The sequence below is a fragment of the Streptomyces sp. NPDC059398 genome, assembly GCF_042751845.1.
Taxonomy (GTDB): Bacteria; Actinomycetota; Actinomycetes; order Streptomycetales; family Streptomycetaceae; genus Streptomyces.
On record NZ_JBHYWP010000002.1, the window covers coordinates 38,291 to 62,982 of the forward strand.

General features: G+C 70.5%; 20 protein-coding genes, 1 tRNA gene and 2 pseudogenes. 14 read left to right on the forward strand and 9 right to left on the reverse strand.

Annotated features, from left to right (window positions below):
* Positions 1-209 precede the first annotated feature (209 nt).
* Positions 210-953 (forward strand): GNAT family N-acetyltransferase, encoded by a 744-nt coding sequence (locus tag ACFXBC_RS01330; protein ID WP_385017156.1) that lies wholly within the window; start codon positions 210-212, stop codon positions 951-953.
* Between the two features lie 107 nt (positions 954-1,060).
* On the opposite strand, the gene ACFXBC_RS01335 is transcribed toward ACFXBC_RS01330, so the two are convergent.
* The 3 genes from ACFXBC_RS01335 to ACFXBC_RS01345 form a co-directional block, all read right to left on the reverse strand.
* Complete coding sequence (locus ACFXBC_RS01335; protein WP_385017159.1) at positions 1,061-1,282, reverse strand: hypothetical protein; 222 nt, start codon at positions 1,280-1,282, stop codon at positions 1,061-1,063.
* A gap of 144 nt (positions 1,283-1,426) precedes the next feature.
* Entirely contained in the window at positions 1,427-4,507 is a 3,081-nt protein-coding gene (locus tag ACFXBC_RS01340) for a BTAD domain-containing putative transcriptional regulator (RefSeq protein ID WP_385017162.1), read from the reverse strand.
* A gap of 164 nt (positions 4,508-4,671) precedes the next feature.
* Positions 4,672-5,649 carry a hypothetical protein gene (locus ACFXBC_RS01345; protein ID WP_385017164.1) on the reverse strand — a complete coding sequence of 326 codons (978 nt, stop codon included), beginning with the start codon at positions 5,647-5,649 and terminating at the stop codon, positions 4,672-4,674.
* 64 nt (positions 5,650-5,713) lie between these two features.
* Here ACFXBC_RS01345 and ACFXBC_RS01350 point away from each other — a divergent pair, with 64 nt between their 5' ends.
* From ACFXBC_RS01350 to ACFXBC_RS01365, 4 genes are all read left to right on the forward strand, one after another.
* Positions 5,714-6,226, forward strand: coding sequence for a hypothetical protein (locus tag ACFXBC_RS01350; protein WP_385017167.1), 513 nt, complete (start codon positions 5,714-5,716; stop codon positions 6,224-6,226).
* 151 nt (positions 6,227-6,377) lie between these two features.
* Complete coding sequence (locus ACFXBC_RS01355; RefSeq protein WP_385017432.1) at positions 6,378-6,842, forward strand: hypothetical protein; 465 nt, start codon at positions 6,378-6,380, stop codon at positions 6,840-6,842.
* A 109-nt stretch (positions 6,843-6,951) separates the two neighbouring features.
* Positions 6,952-7,506: a MarR family winged helix-turn-helix transcriptional regulator gene (locus ACFXBC_RS01360; RefSeq protein ID WP_385017169.1), complete on the forward strand. Its 555-nt coding sequence runs from the start codon at positions 6,952-6,954 to the stop codon at positions 7,504-7,506.
* On the forward strand, positions 7,499-10,087 hold the full coding sequence (locus ACFXBC_RS01365; RefSeq protein WP_385017172.1) for an MFS transporter: 2,589 nt from the start codon (positions 7,499-7,501) through the stop codon (positions 10,085-10,087). Before ACFXBC_RS01360 ends, ACFXBC_RS01365 begins: the two co-directional genes overlap by 8 nt.
* Before the next feature lie 227 nt (positions 10,088-10,314).
* Here ACFXBC_RS01365 and ACFXBC_RS01370 read toward each other — a convergent pair whose 3' ends face one another.
* Positions 10,315-11,043: a hypothetical protein gene (locus ACFXBC_RS01370; RefSeq protein ID WP_385017175.1), complete on the reverse strand. Its 729-nt coding sequence runs from the start codon at positions 11,041-11,043 to the stop codon at positions 10,315-10,317.
* Positions 11,044-11,175: 132 nt separating this feature from the next.
* Positions 11,176-12,639, reverse strand: a complete 1,464-nt coding sequence (locus ACFXBC_RS01375) for an MFS transporter (protein ID WP_385017177.1) — start codon at positions 12,637-12,639, stop codon at positions 11,176-11,178.
* Between the two features lie 134 nt (positions 12,640-12,773).
* Between ACFXBC_RS01375 and ACFXBC_RS01380 the strand changes: the two genes are divergently transcribed.
* The 5 genes and pseudogenes from ACFXBC_RS01380 (at position 12,774) to ACFXBC_RS01400 (ending at position 17,058) form a co-directional block, all read left to right on the forward strand.
* The gene (locus ACFXBC_RS01380) at positions 12,774-13,985 is read left to right on the forward strand and encodes a cytochrome P450 (protein WP_385017435.1); all 1,212 of its coding nucleotides are present in this window, start codon (positions 12,774-12,776) and stop codon (positions 13,983-13,985) included.
* Positions 13,982-14,269: pseudogene (locus ACFXBC_RS01385) on the forward strand (helix-turn-helix domain-containing protein); the annotation flags it as partial. The gene ACFXBC_RS01380 and the pseudogene ACFXBC_RS01385, both read left to right, overlap by 4 nt.
* Before the next feature lie 12 nt (positions 14,270-14,281).
* On the forward strand, positions 14,282-14,452 hold the full coding sequence (locus ACFXBC_RS01390; protein WP_385017463.1) for a hypothetical protein: 171 nt from the start codon (positions 14,282-14,284) through the stop codon (positions 14,450-14,452).
* A gap of 333 nt (positions 14,453-14,785) precedes the next feature.
* Complete coding sequence (locus tag ACFXBC_RS01395; RefSeq protein WP_385017179.1) at positions 14,786-14,986, forward strand: ferredoxin; 201 nt, start codon at positions 14,786-14,788, stop codon at positions 14,984-14,986.
* 836 nt (positions 14,987-15,822) lie between these two features.
* Positions 15,823-17,058, forward strand: coding sequence for a cytochrome P450 (locus tag ACFXBC_RS01400; protein ID WP_385017182.1), 1,236 nt, complete (start codon positions 15,823-15,825; stop codon positions 17,056-17,058).
* A gap of 119 nt (positions 17,059-17,177) precedes the next feature.
* Here the strand turns inward: ACFXBC_RS01400 and ACFXBC_RS01405 are convergent.
* Positions 17,178-18,023, reverse strand: a pseudogene (locus ACFXBC_RS01405) (helix-turn-helix transcriptional regulator).
* Positions 18,024-18,241: 218 nt separating this feature from the next.
* Between ACFXBC_RS01405 and ACFXBC_RS01410 the strand changes: the two are divergent.
* Together ACFXBC_RS01410 and ACFXBC_RS01415 are read left to right on the forward strand one after the other, a co-directional pair.
* Positions 18,242-18,541: an SDR family NAD(P)-dependent oxidoreductase gene (locus ACFXBC_RS01410; RefSeq protein WP_385017185.1), complete on the forward strand. Its 300-nt coding sequence runs from the start codon at positions 18,242-18,244 to the stop codon at positions 18,539-18,541.
* Positions 18,457-18,984 carry an SDR family oxidoreductase gene (locus tag ACFXBC_RS01415; protein ID WP_385017188.1) on the forward strand — a complete coding sequence of 176 codons (528 nt, stop codon included), beginning with the start codon at positions 18,457-18,459 and terminating at the stop codon, positions 18,982-18,984. The genes ACFXBC_RS01410 and ACFXBC_RS01415 overlap by 85 nt, the downstream gene beginning before the upstream one ends.
* 1,038 nt (positions 18,985-20,022) lie before the next feature.
* On the opposite strand, the gene ACFXBC_RS01420 is transcribed toward ACFXBC_RS01415, so the two are convergent.
* Positions 20,023-20,095, reverse strand: a tRNA-Ala gene (locus ACFXBC_RS01420).
* Between the two features lie 151 nt (positions 20,096-20,246).
* Here ACFXBC_RS01420 and ACFXBC_RS01425 point away from each other — a divergent pair.
* The gene (locus ACFXBC_RS01425) at positions 20,247-20,795 is read left to right on the forward strand and encodes a helix-turn-helix domain-containing protein (protein ID WP_385017191.1); all 549 of its coding nucleotides are present in this window, start codon (positions 20,247-20,249) and stop codon (positions 20,793-20,795) included.
* A gap of 246 nt (positions 20,796-21,041) precedes the next feature.
* Positions 21,042-22,478, forward strand: coding sequence for a protein kinase (locus tag ACFXBC_RS01430; protein WP_385017194.1), 1,437 nt, complete (start codon positions 21,042-21,044; stop codon positions 22,476-22,478).
* 97 nt (positions 22,479-22,575) lie between these two features.
* On the opposite strand, the gene ACFXBC_RS01435 is transcribed toward ACFXBC_RS01430, so the two are convergent.
* Positions 22,576-23,886 (reverse strand): hypothetical protein, encoded by a 1,311-nt coding sequence (locus ACFXBC_RS01435; RefSeq protein ID WP_385017197.1) that lies wholly within the window; start codon positions 23,884-23,886, stop codon positions 22,576-22,578.
* Positions 23,887-24,364: 478 nt separating this feature from the next.
* A complete protein-coding gene (locus tag ACFXBC_RS01440; RefSeq protein WP_003958712.1) occupies positions 24,365-24,499 on the reverse strand; it encodes a DLW-39 family protein in 135 nt (44 codons plus the stop codon).
* Positions 24,500-24,692 lie beyond the last annotated feature (193 nt).

Consider the following 24,692-nt stretch of genomic DNA (forward strand, 5'->3'; position numbering starts at 1 on the left):
GGTCGCTGTTCCCCCGGGCCCGCCCCCCCCGGGCGGGGCGCGCCCCCGCGGGGGGGGTCGCGGGCGGGCCCCGGCGCCGGCGGCCCCGGGGGGGGGGGGGTCCCCCGCGTTGCCCCCGCCACCATGGCCAACCATGGCCCCCGCCACCACAGCCTCACCTCACCCCTTGCCGGCTCGCCCACCGGCCCACCCCTGAGGAGTTGTCGACCATGCCGACCGCCACCCGGCTGCGTACTGGCGAGGAGATCCTCACCCTCGCGGACGACCACTGGACCACCGCCCTCATCAGCCCTTCCTGGTCAGGGCCCGCCTGGACGTTCGCGGGTGCCGTCGCCTACGGCACCGGGACCCCCGATGAACCCGACAGCGCGATCACCGTAGTGGGAACGCCTGATGCGGCGGCCGCACTCGTCCGCACCCTGCTCGCCGACCGTGAGGAGCCTCCGTATGTGATCACTGTTCCACGTGAAACATCGCTCGATGTCGAGCCGGAGACCGAGCCGGAGGAGTGGGAGCTGATGGTGGTCCACGAGCCACCGCCCGCCCAGCCCGGCGAGGACCGGGTCACCGTTGTGGACGACAGCCGACAGGAGATCTCGGCCCTCCTTGCGGTGGCCAGCCCCGACCACTCGGTACGGCCGGGCCACCCGAAGACCGACCGCTGGATGGGCATACGGGACGAGTCCGGCCAACTCGTCTCCGTCGGAGCCCTGTTGCGCCAAGGTGGCGGCCGCATCCCGTATCTCGCCTCGATCGCGACCCTGCCCACCGCGCGCGGCCAGGGCCTGGGGAGCGCGGTCAGCGGGGCACTGACCCGGTGGGCGCTGGAGCAGGGTGCCGACCGGTGCCTGCTCGCCCACCACTCAGCCAATACGGGCGCCCACCACGTCTATGAGCGGCTCGGATTCCGCACCGTGCTGGAGTTCACCAGCGTGCAACCCGACCAGTGGTGAAGGGCACGCACCGCAGAATCAGGCAGACCCGTAACCAGGCAGACCCGGAGCGCCGCCGGGCCCGGAGCGGCAGCCCCCACGGGCCCGGGCCCGCCCCGTTCAGCGCCTCACTCCACGGAGTCCACCAGCAGCCGCTGGATGGCGACGACCCGCGCCGACACCTCGGCCAGCTCGGCGCGCAGCTCATCCTGTGTCCGGTCGGAGCTGCGGATGGCGGCCTGCCGGTGGCGGGAGTGCACCGCAGTGAACCAGGCAAGTCCGGTGAGCACCATGGCCGTACAGCTGAACATCACTGAACTGGCGATGATGGCTGCCGCCGTGGTCTCCACCGTGCTACCTCCCAGTCCGCCTCGGTGCCGACCGGCACAGGCATCCGTTGCCCGACGCTACGGGACCGGCCGCGCCCCCGCCATGTGGGTCAACCTCCCTTGCGCGCGGAGGAAACCCCCCTCTGGTCCGCAGCGCCGGACCGGCTACGGCGGGCCCTCGGCACCCACCGGGCTGGTCTCGTCGCGGGGGGCGCCCTCCCGCAACGCCAACTGCTCCTGGGCCTGCGTGGCGCGCTGCTGCCAGGGCCGCGCGCCGACCACCTCGAAGATCTGCTGGGCGTTCTGCAGATGCTGCCGGGCCTCGGCCATCCGCCCCGTCCTCCCGTAGGTGTCGGCGAGCGCCAGATGGATCTGCCCCTCCACCAGCGGGCTGTTGGTCCGGGTCACGATCTCCAGGGCGTCCGTCAGCGTGTGCTCCGCCTTCTGCGAGGCGCCCGCGCCTTGCCGTGCCTCGCCCAGGCCCAGCAGCGCATACGCCAGACCGACCATGTCGGACTTCTCCTTGACGATCCTGACCACCCGGAGGAACGCCTCTTCGGCGAGTTCGAACCGGCCCTGGGCCAGATACGCGCGGGCCAGCCGATGGGTCCCCTGGGCGATGCCGCGCGCCCCGCCCTCCCCGATGCTCTCCGAGATGCTGACGGCCTCAAGTCCCAGCCGGATGGCGACGTCCGGGCAGCCCCGGTCCAGTTCGATCTGCGCCATGTTGTGCAGCGAGTGCGCCTCGGACGAACGGTCCCCGACCAGCCGGAACACCGACTGGGCGTGCTGCAGGCGGGCCATCGCCGCGTCGAGGTCCCCGCGCATCCGGTCGATGATGGCCATATTGCGCAGGGTCAGTGCCGCGCCGTGCTCCTCGTCCGCCGCCCGGTGCAGTTCAAGGGCGGCCGAGAAGTGCGCGTCCGCCTCCTCCAGCCTGCGCAGCCGCAGCGCGACCGCGCCCAGATCGTGCAGCATGGCCGCCTGACCGCGCGCGTTGCCCGCGGCCCGCGCCGCGTTCAGGGCGTGCTCGCAGCAGACCCGCCAGTCCTCCACGTAATTACGGGTCTCGAAGAGGGCGACCATCGACATGGTCAGATCCCAGGCGAGCTCGTCCATCCCGAGCCCCGCCGCCTGCTCGACCACGCTGAGCAGCGCGAGCCGCTCGGCCTCGAACCACTCCAGCGGCACCGCGAGCAGCTCGGCGGTGACCGCAGGATCGAGATGCCGGCGCACCACCCCGCCGTGCAGCACGGTGAAGTCCCCTCCGTACTCACGCCGGTGGGCCTGCTCGGCGAGGGCCAGACAGGTGCGGAACACCCGTTCCCGGGCCGCCCACTGGTCGGCGGGGCCCTCCTCCTCCTGCGCGCGCTCCCCTGCGTACAGCCGCAGCAGGTTCTGGAAGCGGAACCGGAGCCGTCCTGTCGCGTCCAGCCCGACGACCTCCAGGAACTGGGCGTCGACCAGTAGCTCGATGAGGCGCTCGGCCTCCAGTACATCGACGTCGAGCAGGGCCGCCGCCACCCACACCGCGAAGTCGGGCACTTCCAGCAGACCGAGCCGCCGGTAGAGGCAGGCGGCCTCGGGGGGCAGATAGCGGTAGCTGAGCGCGAAGCTGGCCCGGACCTGGGACTCGCCCTGGCTCAGCTCGTCCAGCCGGCGGCGCTCGTCACTGAGCCGGTTGGCGAGGTGCTGCACCGACCAGTGCGGCTTGGATGCCAGCCGGGCGGCGGCGATCCGCAGCGCCAGCGGCAGTCGGTCGCACAGCTCCACCAGCCGCATGGCGTCCGCACGCGCCGACCCGATTCGGCCCTCGCTGACGATCCGGCCCAGCAACTGCATCGCCTCATCGCCGGGCAGCAGCCCGAGGTGCACTCTGGCCTGCGGCGGCCAGGTGACCAGCTCCTCAAGCTGCTCCCGGCTCGTGATCAGCACACAGCACGCCCCGCTGCCCGGCAGCAACGGCTTGACCTGCGCGAAGGTGCGTACGTTGTCGAGGACCAGCAACACTTTCCGGTCGGCCAGCACCGTCCGGTAGAGCATCGTCCGCTCCTCCAGCTCGACGGGGATCTGTTCGCTGGGCACCCCCAGCGAACGCAGCAGTCTGCTGAGGACATCGCTGGCGGACGTGGGCTCATGGTGTTCGTCGTAGCCGCGCAGATCGGCGAAGAGCCGCCCGCCGGGGAAGCGTTCGGCGGCCTGGTGGGCCCAGCGGAGCGCGAGCCCGGTCTTTCCGACCCCCGCGACCCCGGTGATCAGTCCGACAGCCGGGGTCCGCCGGTCCGCCGACACCGTCTCCAGGCGGCCCAGCGCCTCCAGCTCCCGGGTCCTGCCGGTGAACCCCGCCGTCTCGGGCGGCAGTTCCGACGGGACCAGCGCGGTGCCGGGCCAGGCCAGGGCGGCCGCCACGGCGGCCTGCTCGGGCGCGGTGGGCGCGAGCGACGGGTCGTCGCGCAGGATCGCGTCGTGCAGCTCCTGCAGATCCGGGCCCGGTTCCAGGCCCAGCTCATCGATGAACAGACGGCGGGCGACCCGGAAGGACTCCATCGCGTCGGCCCGCCGGCCCGACTGGTACTGCGCCAGCATCAGATGGTGCAGGGTCCGCTCCCTCAGCGGATTCTCCCGTACCACCAGGGAGAGCCCCGGGATGATCTCCTGGTGCTGGCCGAGCTCCAGCCGTACGGCGGTCGAGTCGTCGAAGGCGTTGAGCCGCAGCTCCTCCAGGCGCCCGGCCTCCTCCTCGACGCTCTGGCCGCCCACCCCGGCGAGCGTCGGTCCGCGCCACAGCCCGAGCGCACGCGCGTAGCTCTGCGCGGCGTCCTCGGGGCGCCGCTGCCGCACCGCGGCCTCGGCCTCGGCCACCAGCGCGGCGAACTCCGCCGCGTCGACGGAGTGCCCCTCGACGTTGAGCAGATAGCCGGGGTGGGCGGTCACGATGATGTCCTCGGTGACGCCCTCGGTCTTGAACGTCTTGCGCAACGCGGCGATGACGATGGCGACCTGGGTCCGCGCGGTGGCCGGAGGCCGGCCGTCCCAGACGACGTCCACCAGTGTGTCCACCGGCACGATGCGTCCCGGACTCAAGAGCAAAAGCGCCAGAATCGTACGTTGCCGGGCCCCTCCCACCGATATTCTTCTGTTTCCCGCTGTTACCGACAGCGGGCCGAGAATCCGAAAATTGAGCCGTTCCCCCACTGGTACCTCCCAGCCCCATACCCCGACCCCGGGACATGCGTGATCCAACATAGCCCGCAAGCCAGTGGGTCGGCGGATTTGGCCTGAATCCATCCCACCTCCGCGAGGGCAACCTCCCTGGTGGCCCGGCCGAACAGCCCGATCGGGCGCAAGAGCGGGCCTGTTGGGAAATGGCGGACGGGCGGCGGGCCCTGCCCCTCCGTACGGCCGCGCGGCTACCGTTCCCCGTCCGCCCGGGGCGCCCCGGGCGAGACCGTGAGCAGGGCGCCGGTCATCGCCCAGCGCAGCGGCTTCCCCAGGTGCGGCCACCGCGGATCGAACCTGACGAAGTGCGCGGCGCCGTCCGCCCCGAAACCGACCGCGCCCCGGTACGGCAGGACACGCGCCCGGCGCGCGGCCAGCGGCGGATAGTCCGGCAGCGGCGCGGTGAGCCATCCCTCACTGAGCAGGGTCTTGGAGAGCTCCGCGTAGACCTCCGCGCCGTGCGGGATCAGCAGGAGGAGCCGCCGGCGCGGCATCCGGGTCAGCGCCTGGCACAGTTCCCAGCGCAGCCCGGCCCCACCGCCGCCGGTCGACAGCAGGACCAGTGCCGCCTCCCGCATCAGCCGCAGGACCGGCCCGTGCCAGTCGTCGGCGGGCATGGTGGCGCGCCGCGCACCCGCATGGTGCAGCCGGGCGCCGGGGCGGGCGACGGCGATGAGCGGGCCGATGAACCGTACAGAACGGGCGAGTTGCTCCTCCTCACTGAGCGGGGAGCGCCCGGGCCCGCCCAGCACCGTACGTACCGCCGGGGCGAGCCTGGCCCGTCCGGCGTCCTCGGTGAACCCGCGCAGATACAGCACGTACGGGCCATCGGGCGGCTCCGCGTCGGCCGGGCGGGCCAGGCGGCGGCGCCCGGCACGGCGCACCGCGGCGGTGAGGTAGTACACCGGGACCGGCAGCAGGAGGGCGGCGGCGAACGAAGCTTCCCCCCAACTGCCCTGCCGGAAAAGGGTGTGGTGGAGGTGGCGGGCCAGATAGAACGCGAAGAGGGAGAGCCGCAGCGGTACCCCTGCCGCCACGGCCAGCAGACTCAGCAGCCAGGACGGCCGGGGCCCGATGACCCGTAACTCCGCTTCCCGCAAGGGTTCTTCGGGACCGGCGCCACCGCCTCCCGCGTCTGTGCGGCCGGTACGGCCGTCGTCCGCCGTCATCGGTCCAGCGTGGCGGAGCGGGGGAGGCGGTGACAAGGACTCACGCCTTAGCCATGCTGGAAGCATGAGCGACATCGGGGACGCACTGTGGAACAGCGGCATCGACGCCTCTGCTTACTCCCGGACCGGGGACCAGTACCAGCAGGCGATACTCGAACAGTACAAACTCTGTGTGGAGATGGCCGATCGCGTCAGCGCCCGGCGCAACCTCACGAACACCTTCTTCCTCTCGCTCAACAGCGCCGTCGTGGCCGTGGTGGCCACGCTCTCGGGCCACACCCTGACCACCCTCTCCGCCTGGATCCTGACCCCAGGTCTGCTGATCCTCTTCGCCCAGTGCGCCGCCTGGTGGGTGATGGTCCGCTCGTACCGGCAGCTCAACAAGGCCAAGTGGGCGGTGATCGGCGCCCTGGAGGCGAGGCTGCCGGCCTTCGCGTACTCCCGTGCGGAGTGGGGCGCGCTGGGCGCGGGGCTGGACTGGCGCACCTATCTGCAGCTGACGCACGTCGAGCAGTGGGTGCCGGTCATCTTCGCGGCCTCCTACCTCATGGCCTTCGTGGCGGCCCTCGCGATGTGACCGGGACCGGCCCGGGACAGGCTCGACAGGCGGGGCAGGTGGAACGGGCGGAACAGGCGGAACGGGTCAGGGAAGCTCAACGACCGGCATCCAGGAATTCAAGTACAGGAGTACGGCTGTGACGGCAACGGTGATCTCGGTGACCGGGCACATGGACCTGACCGAGGACACCGTGTCCCTGGTCGGTACCGCGCTCAAGGAACTCCTCCACGCCCACGCCACGGCAGGCCCGCTCATCGGCGTCTCCTGTATCGCGGAGGGCTCCGACGCACTCTTCGCCCGCGCCGTCCTGGACACCGGCGGGAGGCTGGCCGTCGTGATCCCGTCCCGGGACTACCGCCGGAAGGCCGTCCGTCCCGGCCATGCCGAGCTCTTCGACCGGCTGGTGGACGCGGCGGACGAGGTCGTCGTCGTACCGGAGGAGACCGCGGGCCGCGCTGCGTACGAGGCGGCAAACTCCCTGCTCCTGGACCGCGCCGACCGCATCGTGGCGGTCTGGGACGGCGGCCCCCCGTCCGGCAGGGGCGGCGGTACCGCCGACGTGGTCCTCGCGGCACGGGCGCGGGGGATCCCGGTCGACATCGTCTGGCCGGACGGCGCCCGCCGGAAGGACTGAGCGCCAGGGCGCCCGACCCGTTCGGCCGCGCCGTGTTTCCGCACCGGTCCGGTGCCGGTACAATCACTTGCTAGACACAAGCAACAAAAAGAATACGGAGGCGGGAGGCATGGACAAGGGGACGGTCCATGACTGCCCAGCAGAGGCGATGCCGGTCAGCGGAGACGCCAGTGCCGAGGAGGCTGCGGCCGGGCTCGGGAGCCAGCTCGTACGGTTCTCCCGGCTGCTCACCACCCGCAGGCGCCGGGCCAAGTTCGAGCAGGGCGCCGGCGAACGGGTGCTGCTGGCCCGGCTGGTGCTCGACGGTGAACAGCGGGCCACCGACCTGGCCACGGACACCTTCCTGGACCTTTCGACCGTCAGCCGTCAGGTGCGGTCGATGGTGGAGCGCGGCCTGGTGGCACGGCGCCCGGACCCCGAGGACCGGCGCGGTGCCTTGCTGCACGCGACCGAGGCCGGGAGAGCGGCGTTCGAGACGTACCGGCGGCAGCGCGACGCGGAGCTGGCGGAACTCCTCGGGCCATGGCCACCGGAGGACCGGTACCAGCTCATCCGGCTGATGGCACGCCTCAACGACGATCTGGCAGAGCATGAACACGCACGTCACTGCTCGGGAGACCACTCCGAAGCGGCGGCGAAGCAGGGAGCAACCAAGCATGAGTGAGGCCGTGTCCGCGCCACGCGGAGACACCGAGACCACAGCGATACCCACCAGTCCGGGCGGCCTGAGCCACCGGCAGATCCTGACCATCCTGAGCGGGCTCATGCTGGGCATGTTCCTGGCCGCGCTCGACCAGACGATCGTCTCCACCTCGATCCGCACCATCGCGGACGACCTGCACGGACTGAGCCAGCAGGCATGGGCGACGACCGCGTATCTGATCACTTCGACGATCGCCACACCGCTCTACGGCAAGCTGTCCGACCTGCACGGCCGCAAGCCGTACTTCCTGACCGCGATCACCGTCTTCATCATCGGCTCGGTGCTCTGCACCTTCTCGACCTCGATGACCGAGCTGGCCGCCTTCCGTGCCCTGCAGGGCATCGGCGCGGGCGGTCTGATGTCGCTGGCCCTGGCGATCATCGGCGACATCGTGCCGCCACGTGAACGGGCCCGCTATCAGGGCTACATGCTGGCCACCTTCGCCACCTCCAGCGTCGCGGGACCGCTGATCGGCGGCTTCCTCGCCGGACAGGACAGCATCCTGGGCGTCACCGGCTGGCGCTGGGTGTTCCTGGTGAACGTCCCGATCGGCATCATCGCGCTGTTCGTCGTCGCGAAGGTCCTCAACATCCCGCACACCCGCCGCTACCGCCGGATCGACTGGTGGGGCGCGGTCACCATCGCCATCGGCGTGGTGCCGCTGCTGCTCGTCGCCGAGCAGGGCCGCGAGTGGGGCTGGGGCTCGACGAACTCGCTGGCCTGCTACGGCATCGGGGTCATCGGCATCATCGCCTGGATCTTCGTGGAGCGCCGGATGGGCGACGACGCGCTGATCCCGATGCGACTGTTCGGCAATTCGATCTTCAGCAAGACCAGCCTGCTCTCCGTGCTCATCGGTGCGGGCATGTTCGGCGGGATGCTGATGATCCCGCAGTACCTCCAGATCGTGAAGGGCGCCAGCCCCACCCGGTCCGGCCTCGAAATGCTGCCGCTGATGCTCGGCATGATCATCGCCTCGGTCATCGCGGGTCAGCTCACCGCGAAGACCGGCCGCTACAAGATCTTCCCGATCATCGGCACCGCCCTGATGGTCGCGGCGCTGCTGCTGTTCCACTTCGAGGTCCAGTGGGACACGCCGCTGTGGGAGACCATGGTCTTCATGCTCGTCTTCGGCCTCGGCCTCGGCGGTTGTATGCAGACGCTGGTCCTCGCGGTGCAGAACGCCGTTCCGCCGCAGGACATGGGTGTGGCGACCGCGTCGTCCACCTTCTTCCGTCAGATGGGCGCCACCGCAGGTACCGCGATCTTCCTGTCGGTGCTGTTCAGCAATGTCGGGGACAAGATCGCCTCGGCGTTCAAATCGGCCGCGCAGACCCCGCAGTTCCAGGCCGCGCTGCGCGATCCGCACGTGCTCTCCAACCCGGCCAACAAGCCGGTGCTCGACATGGTCAAGCACCCCGGCGCGGGCGGCGGCGGTTCCAGCGTGCTGAGCGACTCCTCGTTCATCCAGCAGCTTGACCCGCGTCTGTCGGAGCCCTTCAAGCAGGGCTTCGCCGACTCCATGCACCTGGTCTTCCTGATCGCGGCGGGCGTCGTCGCGCTCGGCTTCCTGATGGTCCTGTGGACCAAGGAGGTTCCGCTGCGCAATGTGTCGGGCCTGCAGGCCCGCGCCGCCGAGGAGGGCGCCGCCCCGAGCGCCGCCGTCGAAGCCGTGGCGGAGGCCGCCGTCACGGCCGCGCCCGAACCGCTCCCGGCCCCCACCGCCGGACGCCACGCGGCGCCCCGGCAGGAGTCGGCGGATCCCGTGGACGCGGTCGCGGCCGCCGGAGGAGCCGGTGTCCGCGGACATGTCCGCGACAGCGACGGCTCGCCCGTACCTGAGGCCGTGGTCACCCTGATCGACCTGGGCGGACAGCAGCTCGGCCGTACGACGACGGGCGCGGACGGCGCGTACTTCGTCGCGGCGCCCGGCGGCGGGACCTATGTCCTGATCGGCTCCGGCGGTGCCCGGCAGCCGCAGGCGACGACGGTGTCGGTCGGTGACGGCCCCGTCGACTTCGATCTGATGCTCAGCGGTGCCGCGGGCCTGACCGGTACGGTCCTCGCGGGCCCCGGTGACCGCCCGCTGCCCGGCGCGCTCGTCATCGCCACCGACATGCGCGGCGACGTCGTCGCATCCGGCACCGCCGACGGCGCGGGCGACTTCGCCTTCGGCGACCTGGTGCCCGGCACCTACACCCTCGCGGTGAGCGCCGCGGGCCACCGGCCGACGGCAGTGCCGGCCGAGGTCGCCAGCGGTGCCGCCAACCGGTACGAGGTACGGCTCGCCCCCGGCGCCCACGTCCGCGGCACGGTTCGCAACAGCGCGGGCGTGCCCCTGGACGACGCCCGGGTGACGCTGCTCGACGCCGCCGGGAACACCGTGGGGTCGACCGTCACGGGCCTGGACGGCGTGTACACGTTCAGCGACCTCGACACCGGCGACTACACAGTGGTGGCCAGCGGATACGCGCCGAGCGCCGTCCCGCTGCTGGTGGACCGCAAGGACGGGCACGGCCTGGACCTGGACCTGAGCCACTGAGGCGGACCGCACACTGAGGCAGGGCAGAGCCCGGAGGCCGTGGCACGACACCAGAACCAGGTGTCGCACCACGGCCTCCGGCCTTCTGTGCGTCGTGCCCCTGGGTGGGGTACCGCGTACGGCGCAACGCGCAACGCGCAACGCGCAACGCGCAACGGACAACGCTTGCGGGTCAACGCTTGCGGGTCAACGCTTGCCGGCCGCCGTCCGCCTGTCACCGCGTCCGGTCAACCGCGGCCGTCCCCATCAGCGCCGCAGCGTCGGTAGAACTGCGTCAGACGCGCCTGCGGCAGCCGTACGGGGTCGGCGATACCCGCGTCGCCAGTGCGCCACCGGTTCACCGCGCCGCTACCCGACAGTCCGGAGCCCGCGCCCAGCAGAGGGGTCACACCGAACATCCCGTCACCGTGGTACTCCCACACCGCCACATCCGGCCGGCCGTCGTGGTTGAGGTCGGTGACCGAGAGCCCCTCGTTCTCGTCGACGCCCAGCCCGATGGTGTGTCCGCTCCTGCCGTTCCGGTGGAGCGGGTCCACCCGTACCTCCCCGATCCTCGCGGGTGACGGGTCGTCCATCTCCGGGCGCCGGGACACGACCACGGCCAGATCCAGCTGGTCATCCCCCGTGATGTCGGCAGCGACCCCGGCAGCCACCTCGCCGTGGTGCGCTCCGGCCAGGGAGTGGATACCGACGGGCCGGCCGAACCCGCCTCCCGGAGTCCCCCATTCCACGACCGTCTCCCTGCCGTGGTCCCCGGTCGTCACCCGGTCCGGATACGGATCGCCGTCCAGCCGGCCGACCAGAGCCCCGCCGTCCGCGGCACAGGGCGGCTTCCGGGCGGCAGGAAGAGCGACGGTCGAGGTCCCGCAGCCACTCACCGGTACGACCAGGACCAGCGCGCAGACCACCCCGTACCACTGCCTCTTCGGCCGCCCTTCCGGCTGCCTCTCCAGCACCGTGTCCGCCTCCGCACGCCGGGGCCCACACCGCCGGAACAGCCCCTGCCGGGTCGCTCGTTCTGGCGAGGCGGTCTGAACCAGTGGCCCCGTAAGGCTACTTCGGGCGCGGCAGAGTCCGGCGGCCGATGGTCACGCCGGACGCACCGGCTCCCGGGCGGCCTCCGTCGTGCCGGACTCCTCCGGTCCCTCGTCGGCCGCGGCCGTACGGAGGGCGGGGATGGCCGCGGCGACGAGCACGGCGACGACCGCCATGGCGATGCCCACGACCAGCGTCGTACGGAAGCCGCTCTCGGAGGTGAAGGTGTGCCCGCCCGCGGTGGTCGTCATATGGGCGAGGAGCACTCCGATGACGGCGGCGCCGACGGAGGTGCCGAGGGAGCGCATGAGCGTGTTGAAACCGTTGGCGGCGGCGGTCTCCGAGCGGGGCACGGAGCTCATGATCAGGGCGGGGACGGAGCCGTACGCCAGGCCGACGCCGCTGTTGATCACCATGACGGCCAGCATGATGCCCCAGGCCGAGCCCATCAGCAGCAGGCAGACGCCGTAACCGGCGGCGATGACCAGGGCGCCGCTGATCAGAGTGGTCTTGGGGCCCTTGGCGTCGGACAGCTTCCCGCCGAGCGGCGAGACAAGCATCATCATGATGCCGCCCGGCGCCATCCACAGACCGGCGGCCAGCATGGACTGCCCGAGGCCGTAGCCGGTGGCCGCGGGGAACTGGAGCAGCTGCGGCAGCACGAGCATGCTGGCGTACATCGCGAAGCTGGTGAAGATCGAGGCGGTGTTGGTCAGCAGCACCCGCGGGCGGGCCGTGGAGCGCAGGTCGACCAGCGGATGGGTGGTGCGTACCTCCCACAGCCCCCAGCCGGCGAGCAGGACGGCCGCCCCGGCGAACAGACCCAGGGTGGTCGCCGACCCCCAGCCCCAGTCCGCCCCCTTGGAGACGGCCAGGAGCAGACAGACGAGGCCCGCGCCGAGCCCGAGCGCTCCGGGCAGATCGAAGCGCTGACCGCGGGCGGCGGCCGGCACCTCCGGGACCAGCCGGGCGACCAGAACGGCGATCAGCGCCGCCAGCGCGGCCGAACCCCAGAACAGCACACGCCAGTTGGCGTACTGGGCCACCGCTGCGGCGAGCGGCAGGCCAAGGCCGCCGCCGATCCCCATGGAGGCGCTGACCAGGGCGATCGACGAGCTGAGCCGCTCCGGCGGGACGACGTCGCGCAGCAGGGCGATCCCGAGCGGCACCATGCCCATGCCCATCCCTTGCAGCCCCCGCCCGATGATCATCGGGACCAGGGTGGAGGAGAGCGCGCACACCACCGAACCGGCCATCAGCGGGACGGAGCAGACCAGCAGCATCCTCCGCTTGCCGTGCAGATCACCGAGGCGGCCCGTGACCGGCACGCAGACGGCCGACACCAGCAGGGTGGCGGTGACGACCCAGGTGGCGTTCGACGGTGTGGTGCCGAGCAGATCCGGCAGGCGCGGCAGGAGCGGCGTGACGAGGGTCTGCATGATCGCCGCCGTCGTACCCGCGAACGCGAGGACGGCGATCACTCCGCTCGCGCGGGAAGAACCGGCTGTTTGCTTCACGGACTCTCTCCTCCGATGTCTGTTGCTTGCGGCGACTTTAAGTCAGGCGATTGACTTAGTCGATAGCGGGCGTTTGACTGGGCCGCGAAGCAACTCCGCAGCACGAACGGCCACAGGAGGTCTGAGTGACGGACATGGACACGACGGAGGCGCTGCCCTACCCCCTGAAGCCGCCATCGGCGCTGACGCCTCCCGAGCACTGGCAGGAACTGCGACAGGCGTGCCCGGTCGCACGCGTGACCCTGCCCAGCGGGGACGCGGCAGCGCTGCTGACCCGGTACGAGGACGTACGGCTCGCCCTCTCCGACCCGCGCTTCAGCCGGGAGGGCCTGACCCGCCCGGACGCGGCGCGGGTGGCCGCCGACGGGTCGGACGGCATCTTCAACAGTCCGATGGCCCGCACACTCAACGCCCTGGGCCAGGACCGCTGGCGCTCCATGGTGGGCCGGTACTTCACAGCCAGGCGGATGGCCGCCCTGCGCCCGGACATGAGGGCGGTGTCCGGCCGGCTCGTCGACAGCATGACGCGGGGCAAGGACACCGCGGACGTGGTGGCCGAGCTGGCCTTCCCGCTGCCGGTGTACATCATCTGCCAGATGCTCGGTGTGCCCGAGGAGGACCGCGACCGGTTCAAGGCGTGGTCGGACACCTTCCTGAACACCACCCGCTTCACCCGCGAGGAAATGGACGCCGCGCACCGGGAGTTCGCCGTCTACATGTCCGGCCTCGTCGCAGAGAAGAAGGCCGCGCCCGGCCAGGACCTGATCAGCGTGCTGCTGACGGGCGACGACGGCGCGGGGGAGCCGATGCCCGAGGACGCCCTCGTCGCCACCGGGCAGGCCCTGCTGCTGGCGGGCCATGAGACCACCGCGGGCTACATCTCCTTGATGGTGGCGCACCTGCTGGCCGACCGCAGCCGCTGGGAAGAGCTGCTGACGGACCGCTCACTCGTCCGGCACGCCGTCGAGGAGAGCCTGCGCTTCGACCCCAACGGCAGCAACTTCGGCATGCTCCGCTACACGCACGAGGACACCGAACTCTCCGGCACGGTGGTCCCGGCGGGCACCACCGTGGTGTGCAGCATGGCGGCGGCCAACCGCGACGAGAGCGCCTGGCAGAACGCCGACGCGATGGACCTCTCCCGCAGCCCCAACCCCCACCTCACCTTCGGCGCCGGCCCGCACTCCTGTCTGGGACAGCCGCTGGCCCGCACCGAGTTGCAGACCGTACTGGAGGTGCTGCTCGACCGGCTGCCGACCCTGCGCCTGGCCGTGGACCCGGCCCGACTGCGCGCCCACGAGGGGCTGCTCACCGCACCCCTGCGGGAACTTCCGGTGGTCTGGTGAGCACGGCGCCTTCGGCACCACCGTCAACGCCATCAGCACCGTCATCGCCACCAACACGGTCGACGCCATCACCACGGTCAACACCGCCAGCACCATCACCCCCGTCATCGCCATCAGCACGGCAGGAGCGGGCCTTCGCGACCCAGGAGGCGATCCTGGCCGCAGCCGAGCGGCTGTTCGCCGAGCGCGGCCTGGCGAACGTCTCGCACCGGCAGATCGCCGAGGCGGCCGGCCAGCGTAATGTCACCGCAGTCGGCTATCACTTCGGCAGCAGAACCGACCTGGTACGCGCCCTCATGACCCGCCACGGCGCTCCCGTCGACGTCATCCGCGGCCACTACGCCGCCCGGGCCGAGGGCAGCCAGGACATCCGGGACTGGGTCGGCGCCCTGGTACGTCCCGTGACCGACCACTGGCCTCCATCGGCGCCCCCTCCTGGAACGCCCGCCTGTCCGCGCAGGTCATGACCGATCCCCAGCTGCGGACAGTGATCATCGAGGCGGCGCTGGAGCGTCCCTGCCTGCGACAGATCCTCGACAGTCTCGGCGCCTGTCTCACCGGCCTTCCCGCCCCTGTACGGGCCGCGCGGGGCGACATGGCGCGCCACCTGAATCCACACCTGCGCGGACCGCGAACGCGCCCTCGCCGAACAGGGAACGCCCCTGCACGGCTCATGGGACAGGACGGCCGACGCCCTGACGGACGCGATCGTCGGACTCCTCACCGCACCGGTCACCCCACCACGTACGTGACCACCCCCATCCATCCACCCACCCACCCACCCACAGGAAGGAACCACCATGAAGATCAGCGTGGACGAGGAGAAGTGCTGCGGCGCAGGACAGTGCGTCATGATCGCCCCGGAAGTCTTCGACCAGCGCGACGAGGACGGCATCGTCGTCCTCCTCTCCGAGAACCCGCCCCAGGACCAGCACGACGCCGTACGTGAATCCGCCGGAGTGTGCCCCGCCGCCGCGATCCACCTCAGCGAGAGCGTATGAGCGCTCCCGGCAGCGTCCTTGTCGTCGGCGCGTCCGCGGCCGGGCTCAGTACCGTGGAAGCCTTACGACGCAAGGGCTTTGGGGCCGCATCACGCTGCTGGACGCGGCCGCCGACCTGCCGTACGACCGCTCTCCGCTCTCCACTCCCCACTCTCCAAGCAGCTCCTCGCCGCTACCCGGGAACCCGAACGCGCCCACCTGCGTACGCCCGGAGCGCTCGACGGGCTGGACGCCGAGTTCGTCCCGGGCCGCACAGCGTGCCGTCGTCGTGGGCAACGGCGTCCTGGGCTCCGAGACCGCCGCCACCAGCGCGGCGCTCGGTATCTACGCGGCGGGCGGCACGGCCCACTTCCCCCTACGCGGAACTCGACCCCCTGCGGCTGGAGAACCGTACGCACGCCACCGCACAGCCTGCGGTCGTCGCCGCGAACATCATCGGCGACCACCTCGCCCTCGCCCATGCGCCCGTCCGCCCCGTACTTCTGGACCGACCAGTCCGACGCGAAGATTCAGTCGTTCGGGATTCCCACCGCCGACGCGGACGTCACCAGCGCCGAGGGTACGGCATCGCCCGCTTCAATCGGGCGGGCCCGTGTATCCGCCGTCCTGGGCTGGAACATGCCCAAACAGGCCCGGATACACAGCAGATGCCTCACCCCACCCCTGCACGCCACGGCCCCCTGCCCACCGCTCAGGCGCCCCGGAGCGCCGCACGGGCGCCCCGCACATCGGCCCCATCCGTCCGCTCCTGACCGACGGGCCCACCGGCTGCACCGCCACGAACGCCCCACGAACCCCGCATGAACCACGGAACGCCGCACGAACGAAGGACGGTCATGACCACCGCACCCGAGACAGCCACGTCTCCCCGCGACATCCCCGACTTCCCCCACCCCCGAGCCGCCGGCTGCCCCTTCGGCGTTTCCTCCCCGATGCGAGCCCTGACCACACGAGGCCCGGTCAGCCGGGTCGCTTCCTGGGGAGGCAGCACCCCCTGGGTGGTGACCAGCCACGCCGAGCAGAGGACCCTGCTCGCCGACCCCCGGCTCAGCGCGGACTTCTCCCACCCCGGCTTCCCCAGCCCCGTCGACCCCGCCCACGCGCACGCGGGCTCCACCGATATGAGCTTCGTCGTCATGGACGACCCGGAACACGCCCGCCTGCGCCGCATGGTCAGTGGCGCCTTCACCATCAAACGCGTCGAGGCCATGCGCCCCGCCGTACAGCGCATGACAGACGGCTTCATCGACCGGATGCTCGCCGGGCCCCGGCCGGCCGACCTGGTCACGGCGCTGGCGCTGCCCATCCCGTCCCTGGTCATCTCCGAACTGCTGGGCGTCCCCTACGAGGACCACGAATTCTTCCAGGTCAACAGCAAGACCATCGTCTCCTCCACCGCCACGGCCGAGGCCCGGCACACCGCCCACACCAACCTCGCCGCGTACCTCGACGAACTCGTCGCCCAGAAGTCCACCGCCCCCGCCGACGACCTGCTCTCCCAGCTCGCCGCAAGGGTGCGGGCCGGCGAGATCACCGGTAAGCAGGCGGCGGCCATGGGCGTCCTCCTGCTCCTCGGCGGTCACGAGACCACCGCCAACATGATCACGCTGGGCACCCTGCTCCTCCTGGAGCACCCCCGGCAGCTCGCCACGATCCGGGACACCGACGACCCCAGGGTGGTCGCCGTCGCTGTGGAGGAACTGCTGCGCTACCTCTCCATCGTCCACCTCGGCCGGCGCCGCACCGCCCTGGAGGACATCGAGATCGCCGGAGAGACCATCCGCGCGGGCGACGGCGTCATCCTGCTGAGCGAACTCGCCAACCGCGACCCCGGCGCCTTCCCCGACCCCCACACTCTCGACATCTCCCGGGACGCGCGTCACCACCTGGCCTTCGGCTCCGGCACCCACCACTGCGTCGGCCAGCCACTGGCCCGTATGGAACTCCAGGTCGTCTACCCGACGCTCTTCCGCCGTATCCCCTCACTGCGTACGGCCGTACCCGTGGAAGAGATTCCCTTCAAGCACGATGCCGTCATCTACGGAGTCCATGAACTGCCCGTCACCTGGTAGCAAGCCCCGGGGAGTTCCACGTCCACCCGTCCGAAAAGCTGCTGCGGTCCGTCGAACAGCCGAGCGGCCGAGCTGTGCTCGGGCACCGGCGGGACGCCTCTGGAAAGGCGACCGCGAGGTTACCCGCCCGGGAAGCTCTCCGCGCCGAGGACGTTCAGCAAACTCAGCCTGTCGTAGCTGTCGGTGCCGGGCGTCGCAGTGAAGACGAGCAGGGTCTGTGCGGTGTCGAGATCCTGCAGGTTCTGGCAGAACAGGTCGATACGGCCGACCTGCGGGTGGACGAAGCGTTTGGCGTCGCTCCAGCGCAGGCCGACCTCCTGCCGGTCCCACAGCAATGCGAACTCCTCGCTCTCCCGCAGCAAGCCGGCCGCAAGACGGGAGGCTTGCGAATGGGGTCCGTCCCGCGTGGAGACCGCCCGCAGGAGCGAGACGTTCACCCTGCTGTAGTGGTCGTGGTCATCGGGAAGGTACCGGCTGCGCGCGGCCTCATCGGTGAACCAGCGGTAAGGGGCGCTGCGCGCGTCTCCGGTGTAGTGGGTCTGCTCGCCGAGCAGGGCCACGGCCGGAGGTGTCTGGAGCAGCGTCTCTCCGAGGGGGCCCATCACCTGGGCCGGGGTGTCCTGCAGCCGGTCCAGGATGCGCATCAGCCCAGGGCTGACGTGCTCGCTGCGCAACTGCCGGTGCGGTGTGCGATGCCCGCACAGCAGAAACAGGTGATCCCGCTCGTACGGGGTGAGGCGCAGCCCACGGGCGATGGCCGCCACCATCTGCTGCGAGGGCTGCGGCCCGGTGCCACGTTACAGCCGGGCGAAGTAATCGGCCGACATGTCACACAGTTCGGCCACCTCCTCCCGTCGCAGACCACGGGCGCGACGGCGCGATCCACGACGCAGCCCCACGTCCTCCGGCTGCAGCGACTCCCGCCGGGCACGCAGGAAGGCACCCAGCGACGCGCGGTCCGCCATCTCATCCATGGGCCTTCTCCGGCACGTTCACGTTCACCATCGTCGCAGCCGCGCTGGGCCTTATCCACTGACCGGCGATCAGTGGCTGAGCGGGCCCTTCATCCGGACCGCCGGGCGACGTCCACTGGCCGGTACACGCCGAGTGTCGGTCCAGGTACATCCGCATCGGCTGTCGGCACACGTCGCTCTCACCACCACCCACACAGCGGAGAACACCCATGAAGCTCACAGGCAACACCGTCTTCATCGCCGGGGCGACCTCCGGTATCGGCCTCGGCCTCGCGCTGAGCCTGCACGCGGCAGGCAACCGGGTCATCGTCTCCGGGCGCCGCGAGGAGAGGCTGGCGCAGATCGTCGCGGAGAACCCCGGTATCGAGTCCGTCCTGCTCGACACCACCGACCGGGTGCCGTCCGGGACGTCACGGCGCAGCTGGTGCGGCGCTACCCCGACCTCGACGTCCTGGTCGCGATGGCCGGCATCATGCTGCCGGAGGACCTCCACAGCGGCGACTTCCTGAGTACGGCAGAGGCGACCGTGACAACCAACCTGCTCGGCCCCATACGTCTCGTGGCCGCTCTGACCGGGCATCTCGCCACCCGACCGCGCGCGACGATCATGACGGTCTCCTCCGGGCTGGCCTTCGTCCCCCTGCCCATGACGCCGACCTACTGCGCGACCAAGGCCGCCATCCACTCGTTCACCCAGAGCCTGCGCGTCCAGCTCGCCGACACCAGTATCGAAGTCCTGGAACTCGCGCCCCCGGCGGTGCGCACCGCTCTCATGGGGCAGGAGGAGGCAGAGAATGCCATGCCTCTGGATGCCTACCTGGACGAAGTGATGGACATCATCGGGTCCGACGAGCAACCGGCCGAGATCCTCGTCAAGGCCGTCGAACCCCTGCGGTACGCGGAGGCCCGTGGACAACACGCCGACGTACTGCGCATGCTGTCCAGCCACTGAGCCGCGCCGCTCGGGCCGACCGGATACGGGTCTCTCCCCCTCGGGGCCCCGTTCGCCGGGGCACCTCCCTCTCCCCTGCCACGAGTGCCGATCCGGCCGCCCCTGCTGTCCTGCTGTCCTGCTGTACACGGCGCGAAGCACGTCACCGAGCGATTCGGTGGCCTCGGGCACCAGCAGTTGCTCCACCGCAACCCGCGCCACCAGTCCGGATCATCAGGGACGTCCTGTAGGAGTACCGAGTACCGGGCATGAACCGCACATCCGAGCTGTCAACCGCTCTGTGGCGCAGGTCGAGTTACAGCGATCGTGGTGCAGACAACCGTGTGGAGGGCCCACTCGGCTTCCCGGGCATCACGCCCGTACGAGCCCGCCCCCACCCGATCCCGCGCTCGTCTTCCCGGCCACCGCGCAGCGATAGCGCCACCGCGTAAGCAGGACTCCCTGCACAGACTGGGGATGAGCCCGTGTGGCGCATGGGATGACGGCCTGGTGGTTCGGCGCGGCAGCGGTCTGAGCGGGCGTGCTACCGATGAGGGGCGTTGGCGGACCCCGGGGCCCGTCAACGCGGCGATGTGGCGGTGGGGTCAGCGTTCGGCCGTGAAATCCACGAAGGCGACCCAGGCGCGTACCGCTCGGGTCGTCCGAGCGCCCGTGGCGGCGCTACTGTTCGGTGCCGCCACGGGCGCCTCGGAGCCGGGGCAGACGATGAGGGTTCGACGCTCGCCTCGGGCAATTCACGACCCCGGGCGTTTTGACTTCAGGGACCCGGGGTGTGGGCAGGTCCGACGGCGCCGTGCAGGCACCGGAGCGCCGGCGCCGCCGTTCCGCGCTGCCGCGTCATCGACTGCTGAGCCCGTGCCCCGTGCGGCCCGATGCTGCGGCTGGCGAACCTTGTCCCATCCTCTGTCTGCTCGGCAGACGGCCTCGGAGGAGAGGTCTCACCAGCGGCTCGGTCCGCGCCCACCGATGTGCCCACCAGTGGGCACGAAAAACGCCCCCTGAAACGGCGTTTCCGCAGTTCAGAGGGCACTTATCAAGTGGAGCCTAGGGGAGTCGAACCCCTGACATCTGCCATGCAAAGACAGCGCTCTACCAACTGAGCTAAGGCCCCGTAATGGGTTGGTGCGAGAACAAGAGTAGCGGGTCGCAGGGGTGATCTCACAAAAGGATTGGGACTCCCGGTCAGTGACCACTCTCCGTAGGATGCACGAGGAGGTTCGCGGCAGCGAAGCCGCCGCCTGGGGAAGCGATGGGGAGACGCTATGGACACAGCACAACAAGAGGCAACCGCGAGAGCGAGAGACCTTCAGCGCAGTTGGTACGGAGAGCCACTGGGGGCGCTCTTCCGTCGTCTGATCGATGATCTGGGTCTCAACCAGGCCCGTCTCGCCGCGGTGCTCGGACTGTCCGCACCCATGCTCTCCCAGCTGATGAGCGGCCAGCGTGCCAAAATCGGAAACCCGGCCGTGGTCCAGCGGGTCCAGGCACTCCAGGAACTCTCGGGCCTAGTCGCCGACGGAAGCGTCAGCGCGGGCGAGGCTACGGATCGGATGGAAGAGATCAAGAAGTCCCAGGGCGGATCAGTCCTCTCCACCACAGCTCAGCCCACGTCCACCACCGGCGCACCGACCGTGCGCCGAGTGGTGCGCGAGATCCAGTCACTGCTGCGCTCCGTATCAGCTGCCGGTGACATCATCGACGCGGCGAACGCCCTCGCCCCGACCCACCCCGAACTGGCAGAGTTCCTTCGGGTGTACGGCGCCGGGCGCACCTCGGAAGCCGTGTCGCACTACGAGGCACACCAGAGCTGACGCCGGGGCCCGGCCGACCGGTGCCTGGCCGATCGGTGACTGGCCGATCGAATCTCAGCCGGCAGGGGCTCGGCCGGCCGGGGGCTAGTCGGCCAAAGCGCTGCCAGTAGTGGGGCAGTCGACCAAGGCTCAGTGGGCCGGATCTCAGCCGAGCCGGGGCACAGCAGGCCAAGGTTCGTTCAACCGAGGTCCAGTCGGCCAGAGCTCAGCCAACAGGGGGGCGGGCACAGAGCATGGGTACAGCACATGGGTGAGATCTTCGCCGGGCGGTATGAGCTGGTCGACCCGATCGGGCGCGGGGGCGTAGGGGCGGTCTGGCGTACCTGGGACCACCGCAGGCGCCGCTATGTGGCCGCCAAGGTCCTCCAGCAGCGCGACGCACACACCCTGCTGCGCTTCGTGCGCGAACAGGCCCTGCGGATCGACCACCCCCATGTACTCGCCCCTGCCAGCTGGGCCGCGGATGACGACCAGGTGTTGTTCACCATGGAGCTGGTGAGCGGAGGTTCGCTCGTCCAAGTCATCCGTGACTACGGTCCACTGCCACCCCGGTTCGTATGCACGCTGCTCGACCAACTGCTGGCCGGGCTGGCTGCCGTCCATGCGGAAGGCGTCGTGCACCGCGACATCAAGCCGGCGAACCTCCTGATGGAAGCGACCGGGGCCGGGCGGCCGCATCTGCGGCTGTCCGACTTCGGCATCTCGATGCGCAAGGGCGAGCCGCGCCTCACTGAGAGCAACTATGTGGTGGGGACGCCTGGCTACTTCGCCCCGGAGCAGATGCTCGGTGCGGAACCGGACTTCGCCGCCGACCTGTTCGCGGTCGGGCTCGTCGCGCTCTATCTGCTTCAGGGCGCCCGTCCCGACTCCCGGTCCCTGGTCGAGCACTTCGCGGCCCATGGCACAACCGGCGCTCCCCAGGGCATGTCCGAGCCGCTCTGGCAGGTGCTCGCCGGACTGCTCCAGCCCGATCCGCAGGCCCGCTTCCGTACGGCGAACGGTGCCCGCAAGGCGCTGGCCACGGCAGCGGAGCTGCTGGCCGAGCCGGGCCCCGGTGCGGAGCCGGTCGAGATCCGCGACCAGATCGGCCCGCTGCCCAGCGGGTTCGGGCCGGAGGGCCCCCTGCGGGCGCAGCACCACCCTCCTCACCTGCCAGGGTCTCCGCAGGGACCGGTCCCATCGGTCACTGGGCAGGGGCCCGTACCTCAGCAAGGTCCCGATCCTCAGCAGGGTCCCGGGCCGCAGCCGAGCCCCGCTGCGCACCCCTCGGTGCACGAGCCGACGGCGCCGCACGGGGCGCCGCCGCACCCTCCGACCGAACAGCAGCCCGCACCCCACCACCAGCAGCCACAGCACTCTGCGCTCTCGGAAACAGGCAGTTCCTCTCTCGCCCCGCCGCCCCAGCCGACCACCCAAGCCCCAATACCGGCCTCGGCCTCGGCCTCGACAGCCGCCCCCACGGTTCCGCATGTGACCTCCCCCCTCCCTGGTCAGGCCCCTAATCAGGCCCTGTATGAACAGCCCCTCATTGATAAGTACACCGCTCAGCCCTCGCAGGTTCCCACCCAGTCGGTACCCGTCCCGCGCATGCGTCCGGGGCCGCCCCCGAGGGTGGTCGTCCCGGTCCTGGTGATCGCCCTGATCTGTTTCGCAGTGGGCATCTGGGCACTGACACAGAGCTGACCGAGGCTGCACGGAGCTGACCGAGAGGCGGCACAGAGCTGACCGAAGAGAACCGCCTGACCCCGACCGCATCCCCACCGCAGCCAAGCGCGGCCGGCTACCAAGCAGAAGGCGGCCCGTACTCCGCCGGGAGCCTCCGCCGCAGTTCCTGGGCCGGCACCGATGCCGCCCGCCGCCTCGCGACCAGCGTCCACGCGCCGAGTCCCAGCACCAGCACCGTCCCCGTGCTGATCCCCGCGATCCCCAGCAGCCTCATGGTTCCCTGGCTCGCGTCCTCACCGGCCGACGTTCCGTAGTGGGGCACAGCGCCCACGTATGCCGGTGGGGGCTCCTCCCTACCCTTGACGCTCGCCCTCAGCGTCAGCCCGTAGTCCTTCTCACCGAAGGTCTTCGCGACCCCCGGACTCAGGGTGACCGCGAGGTAGTAGTCGCCCGCCATCCGTACTCCGCTGACCTCGTCGCGCACGCTGTAGCGGTTCCGGTAGGCCACCGGTGGCAGCGGGTCCGTCGCAGCCGACTTCGGCTTCCCGTCGTACATCGTCTGCCCCGTGGTGACCCCGGAACGGACCGGGTTGTACAGCTGCACGGTGAGGGCACCGACGACGAAGCCGCTCCCCGCGGAGCTACCGAGATCAGCGCTCGCGAAGAGCTGCTGCCCCCAGCCGACCGGCACCCGATAGAAACGGGTCTGTCCGGGCTTGATCCGGTCGTTCCACACCCCTGGTTTCAGCGCGGCAGCGTCATTGAACCCCGTACCGCCCTTGGTCTGCTTCGCCATGCCCGCCGGTGGGACGGGCGGTACGGACGGCCAGCTGGTCGGTGCATCCGTCTGGCGGGCCGAACCGGGCGTCAGGCCGGGTTCCGAATCGACACGGATCTCCAGCTCCCATTCGTCCTGGGCGGAAGTGGCCTTGGTCGTCCTCTCGATCAGTACGTAGTACGGCCCTGCCGACTGACAGAAGACGCCACCCTTCCTGACTGTGCGCGTGGCGTGCGCAGCGAGCGGCCGGGGATACGCGGCAGAGCCGAACACGGCATCGTCGTCATTCCCGCAGGAGCCGCCCTTGAGGTCCTGGAGGGACACCTTGATGCCGTCGGCGTAGTCGACCTTCTCCTGAGGCCCGAGCCTGGGCACAGCCACGGCGGAGACATAGGTGTCGGACGTGGCGTCCAGCTCGACCTGGTAGTAGAGCCGGCTGCCTGCCCTGATCGAAGAGCGGTAGGTCGAACCGGCCTTGAGCTGCTTCGCATCGGTACTGGCCACAGCTCCCGCCACCGTCGTCGCCTGCCGGTCGAAGACATAGGGATTGGGCTCGCCCACCGCCGCGGCCTGACCGGACAGCACCCCCACCGAACACGCAGCCGCCACTGTCGCCAGCGCTATGCGCCTCCTGCTGCGCTGCCCCATGACCTGTTTCCCCCCGTTGTCCAGGCCCGACCGGTGTCCAGGCTCCACCTGGCCCCGGCATCAGCCTCGCGATAACCAGCGCCACGGGACTACATCAGCCATCACCGCACCCGCCGCAGAGCGTGGTCCCGGCCCACCCTGCCCCGACCTTCGTCGCGTTGTCTGCGTGCCCAGCGGAATCGCCCCCGCCATTCACGACGGCCAGCCCCTGCGTCCTGCGCAGTCGGTTGTTCCACGTGAAACATCGGCGCCGACGTCTCGGCCCGGGGCAGCAACCCAAGGGAGCCAGGAGACGGGGCCCTGAAGGCATGAGGCAGCCAGACACCCGCAGAAACACCGTCCTGGTCGCGATAGAGCCTCCTTGGCCCGTACGTACCGCCACAGCATGCCCAGTCGCAGGGAATCCGAGGGCCAGCACAAACGCAACAGGGCCCCGGTCGCAAAAACGACCGGGGCCCTGCATTCAAGACGCTGTGTCTCACACACCCGAACCTGCGGGCACGGAGTCAGTCGCCTCCGTCCACAGATCCTGCTCGGCGCGATCCGCCTGGATCTGGCGGTACACGAGGAGCCCGCCGATGGCAGCCAGTGCGACCAGGAGAAGCTTCTTCACCGCGCGACCTCGTCTTTCCTTGACGTAAGGGACTTCTGGCGCCCGACTATACACACCGGCCGATACCGATCGGTGACCTAGTTCCCCTCCAACTATCAGGCCCGGAAATGCAGTCGGGGGGGGGGCGGGAAAATAAGCGGGCGCGCGGATGAGGGGGGGGGGGGAGAGGAGATACACTATGGGAGAGCGAACA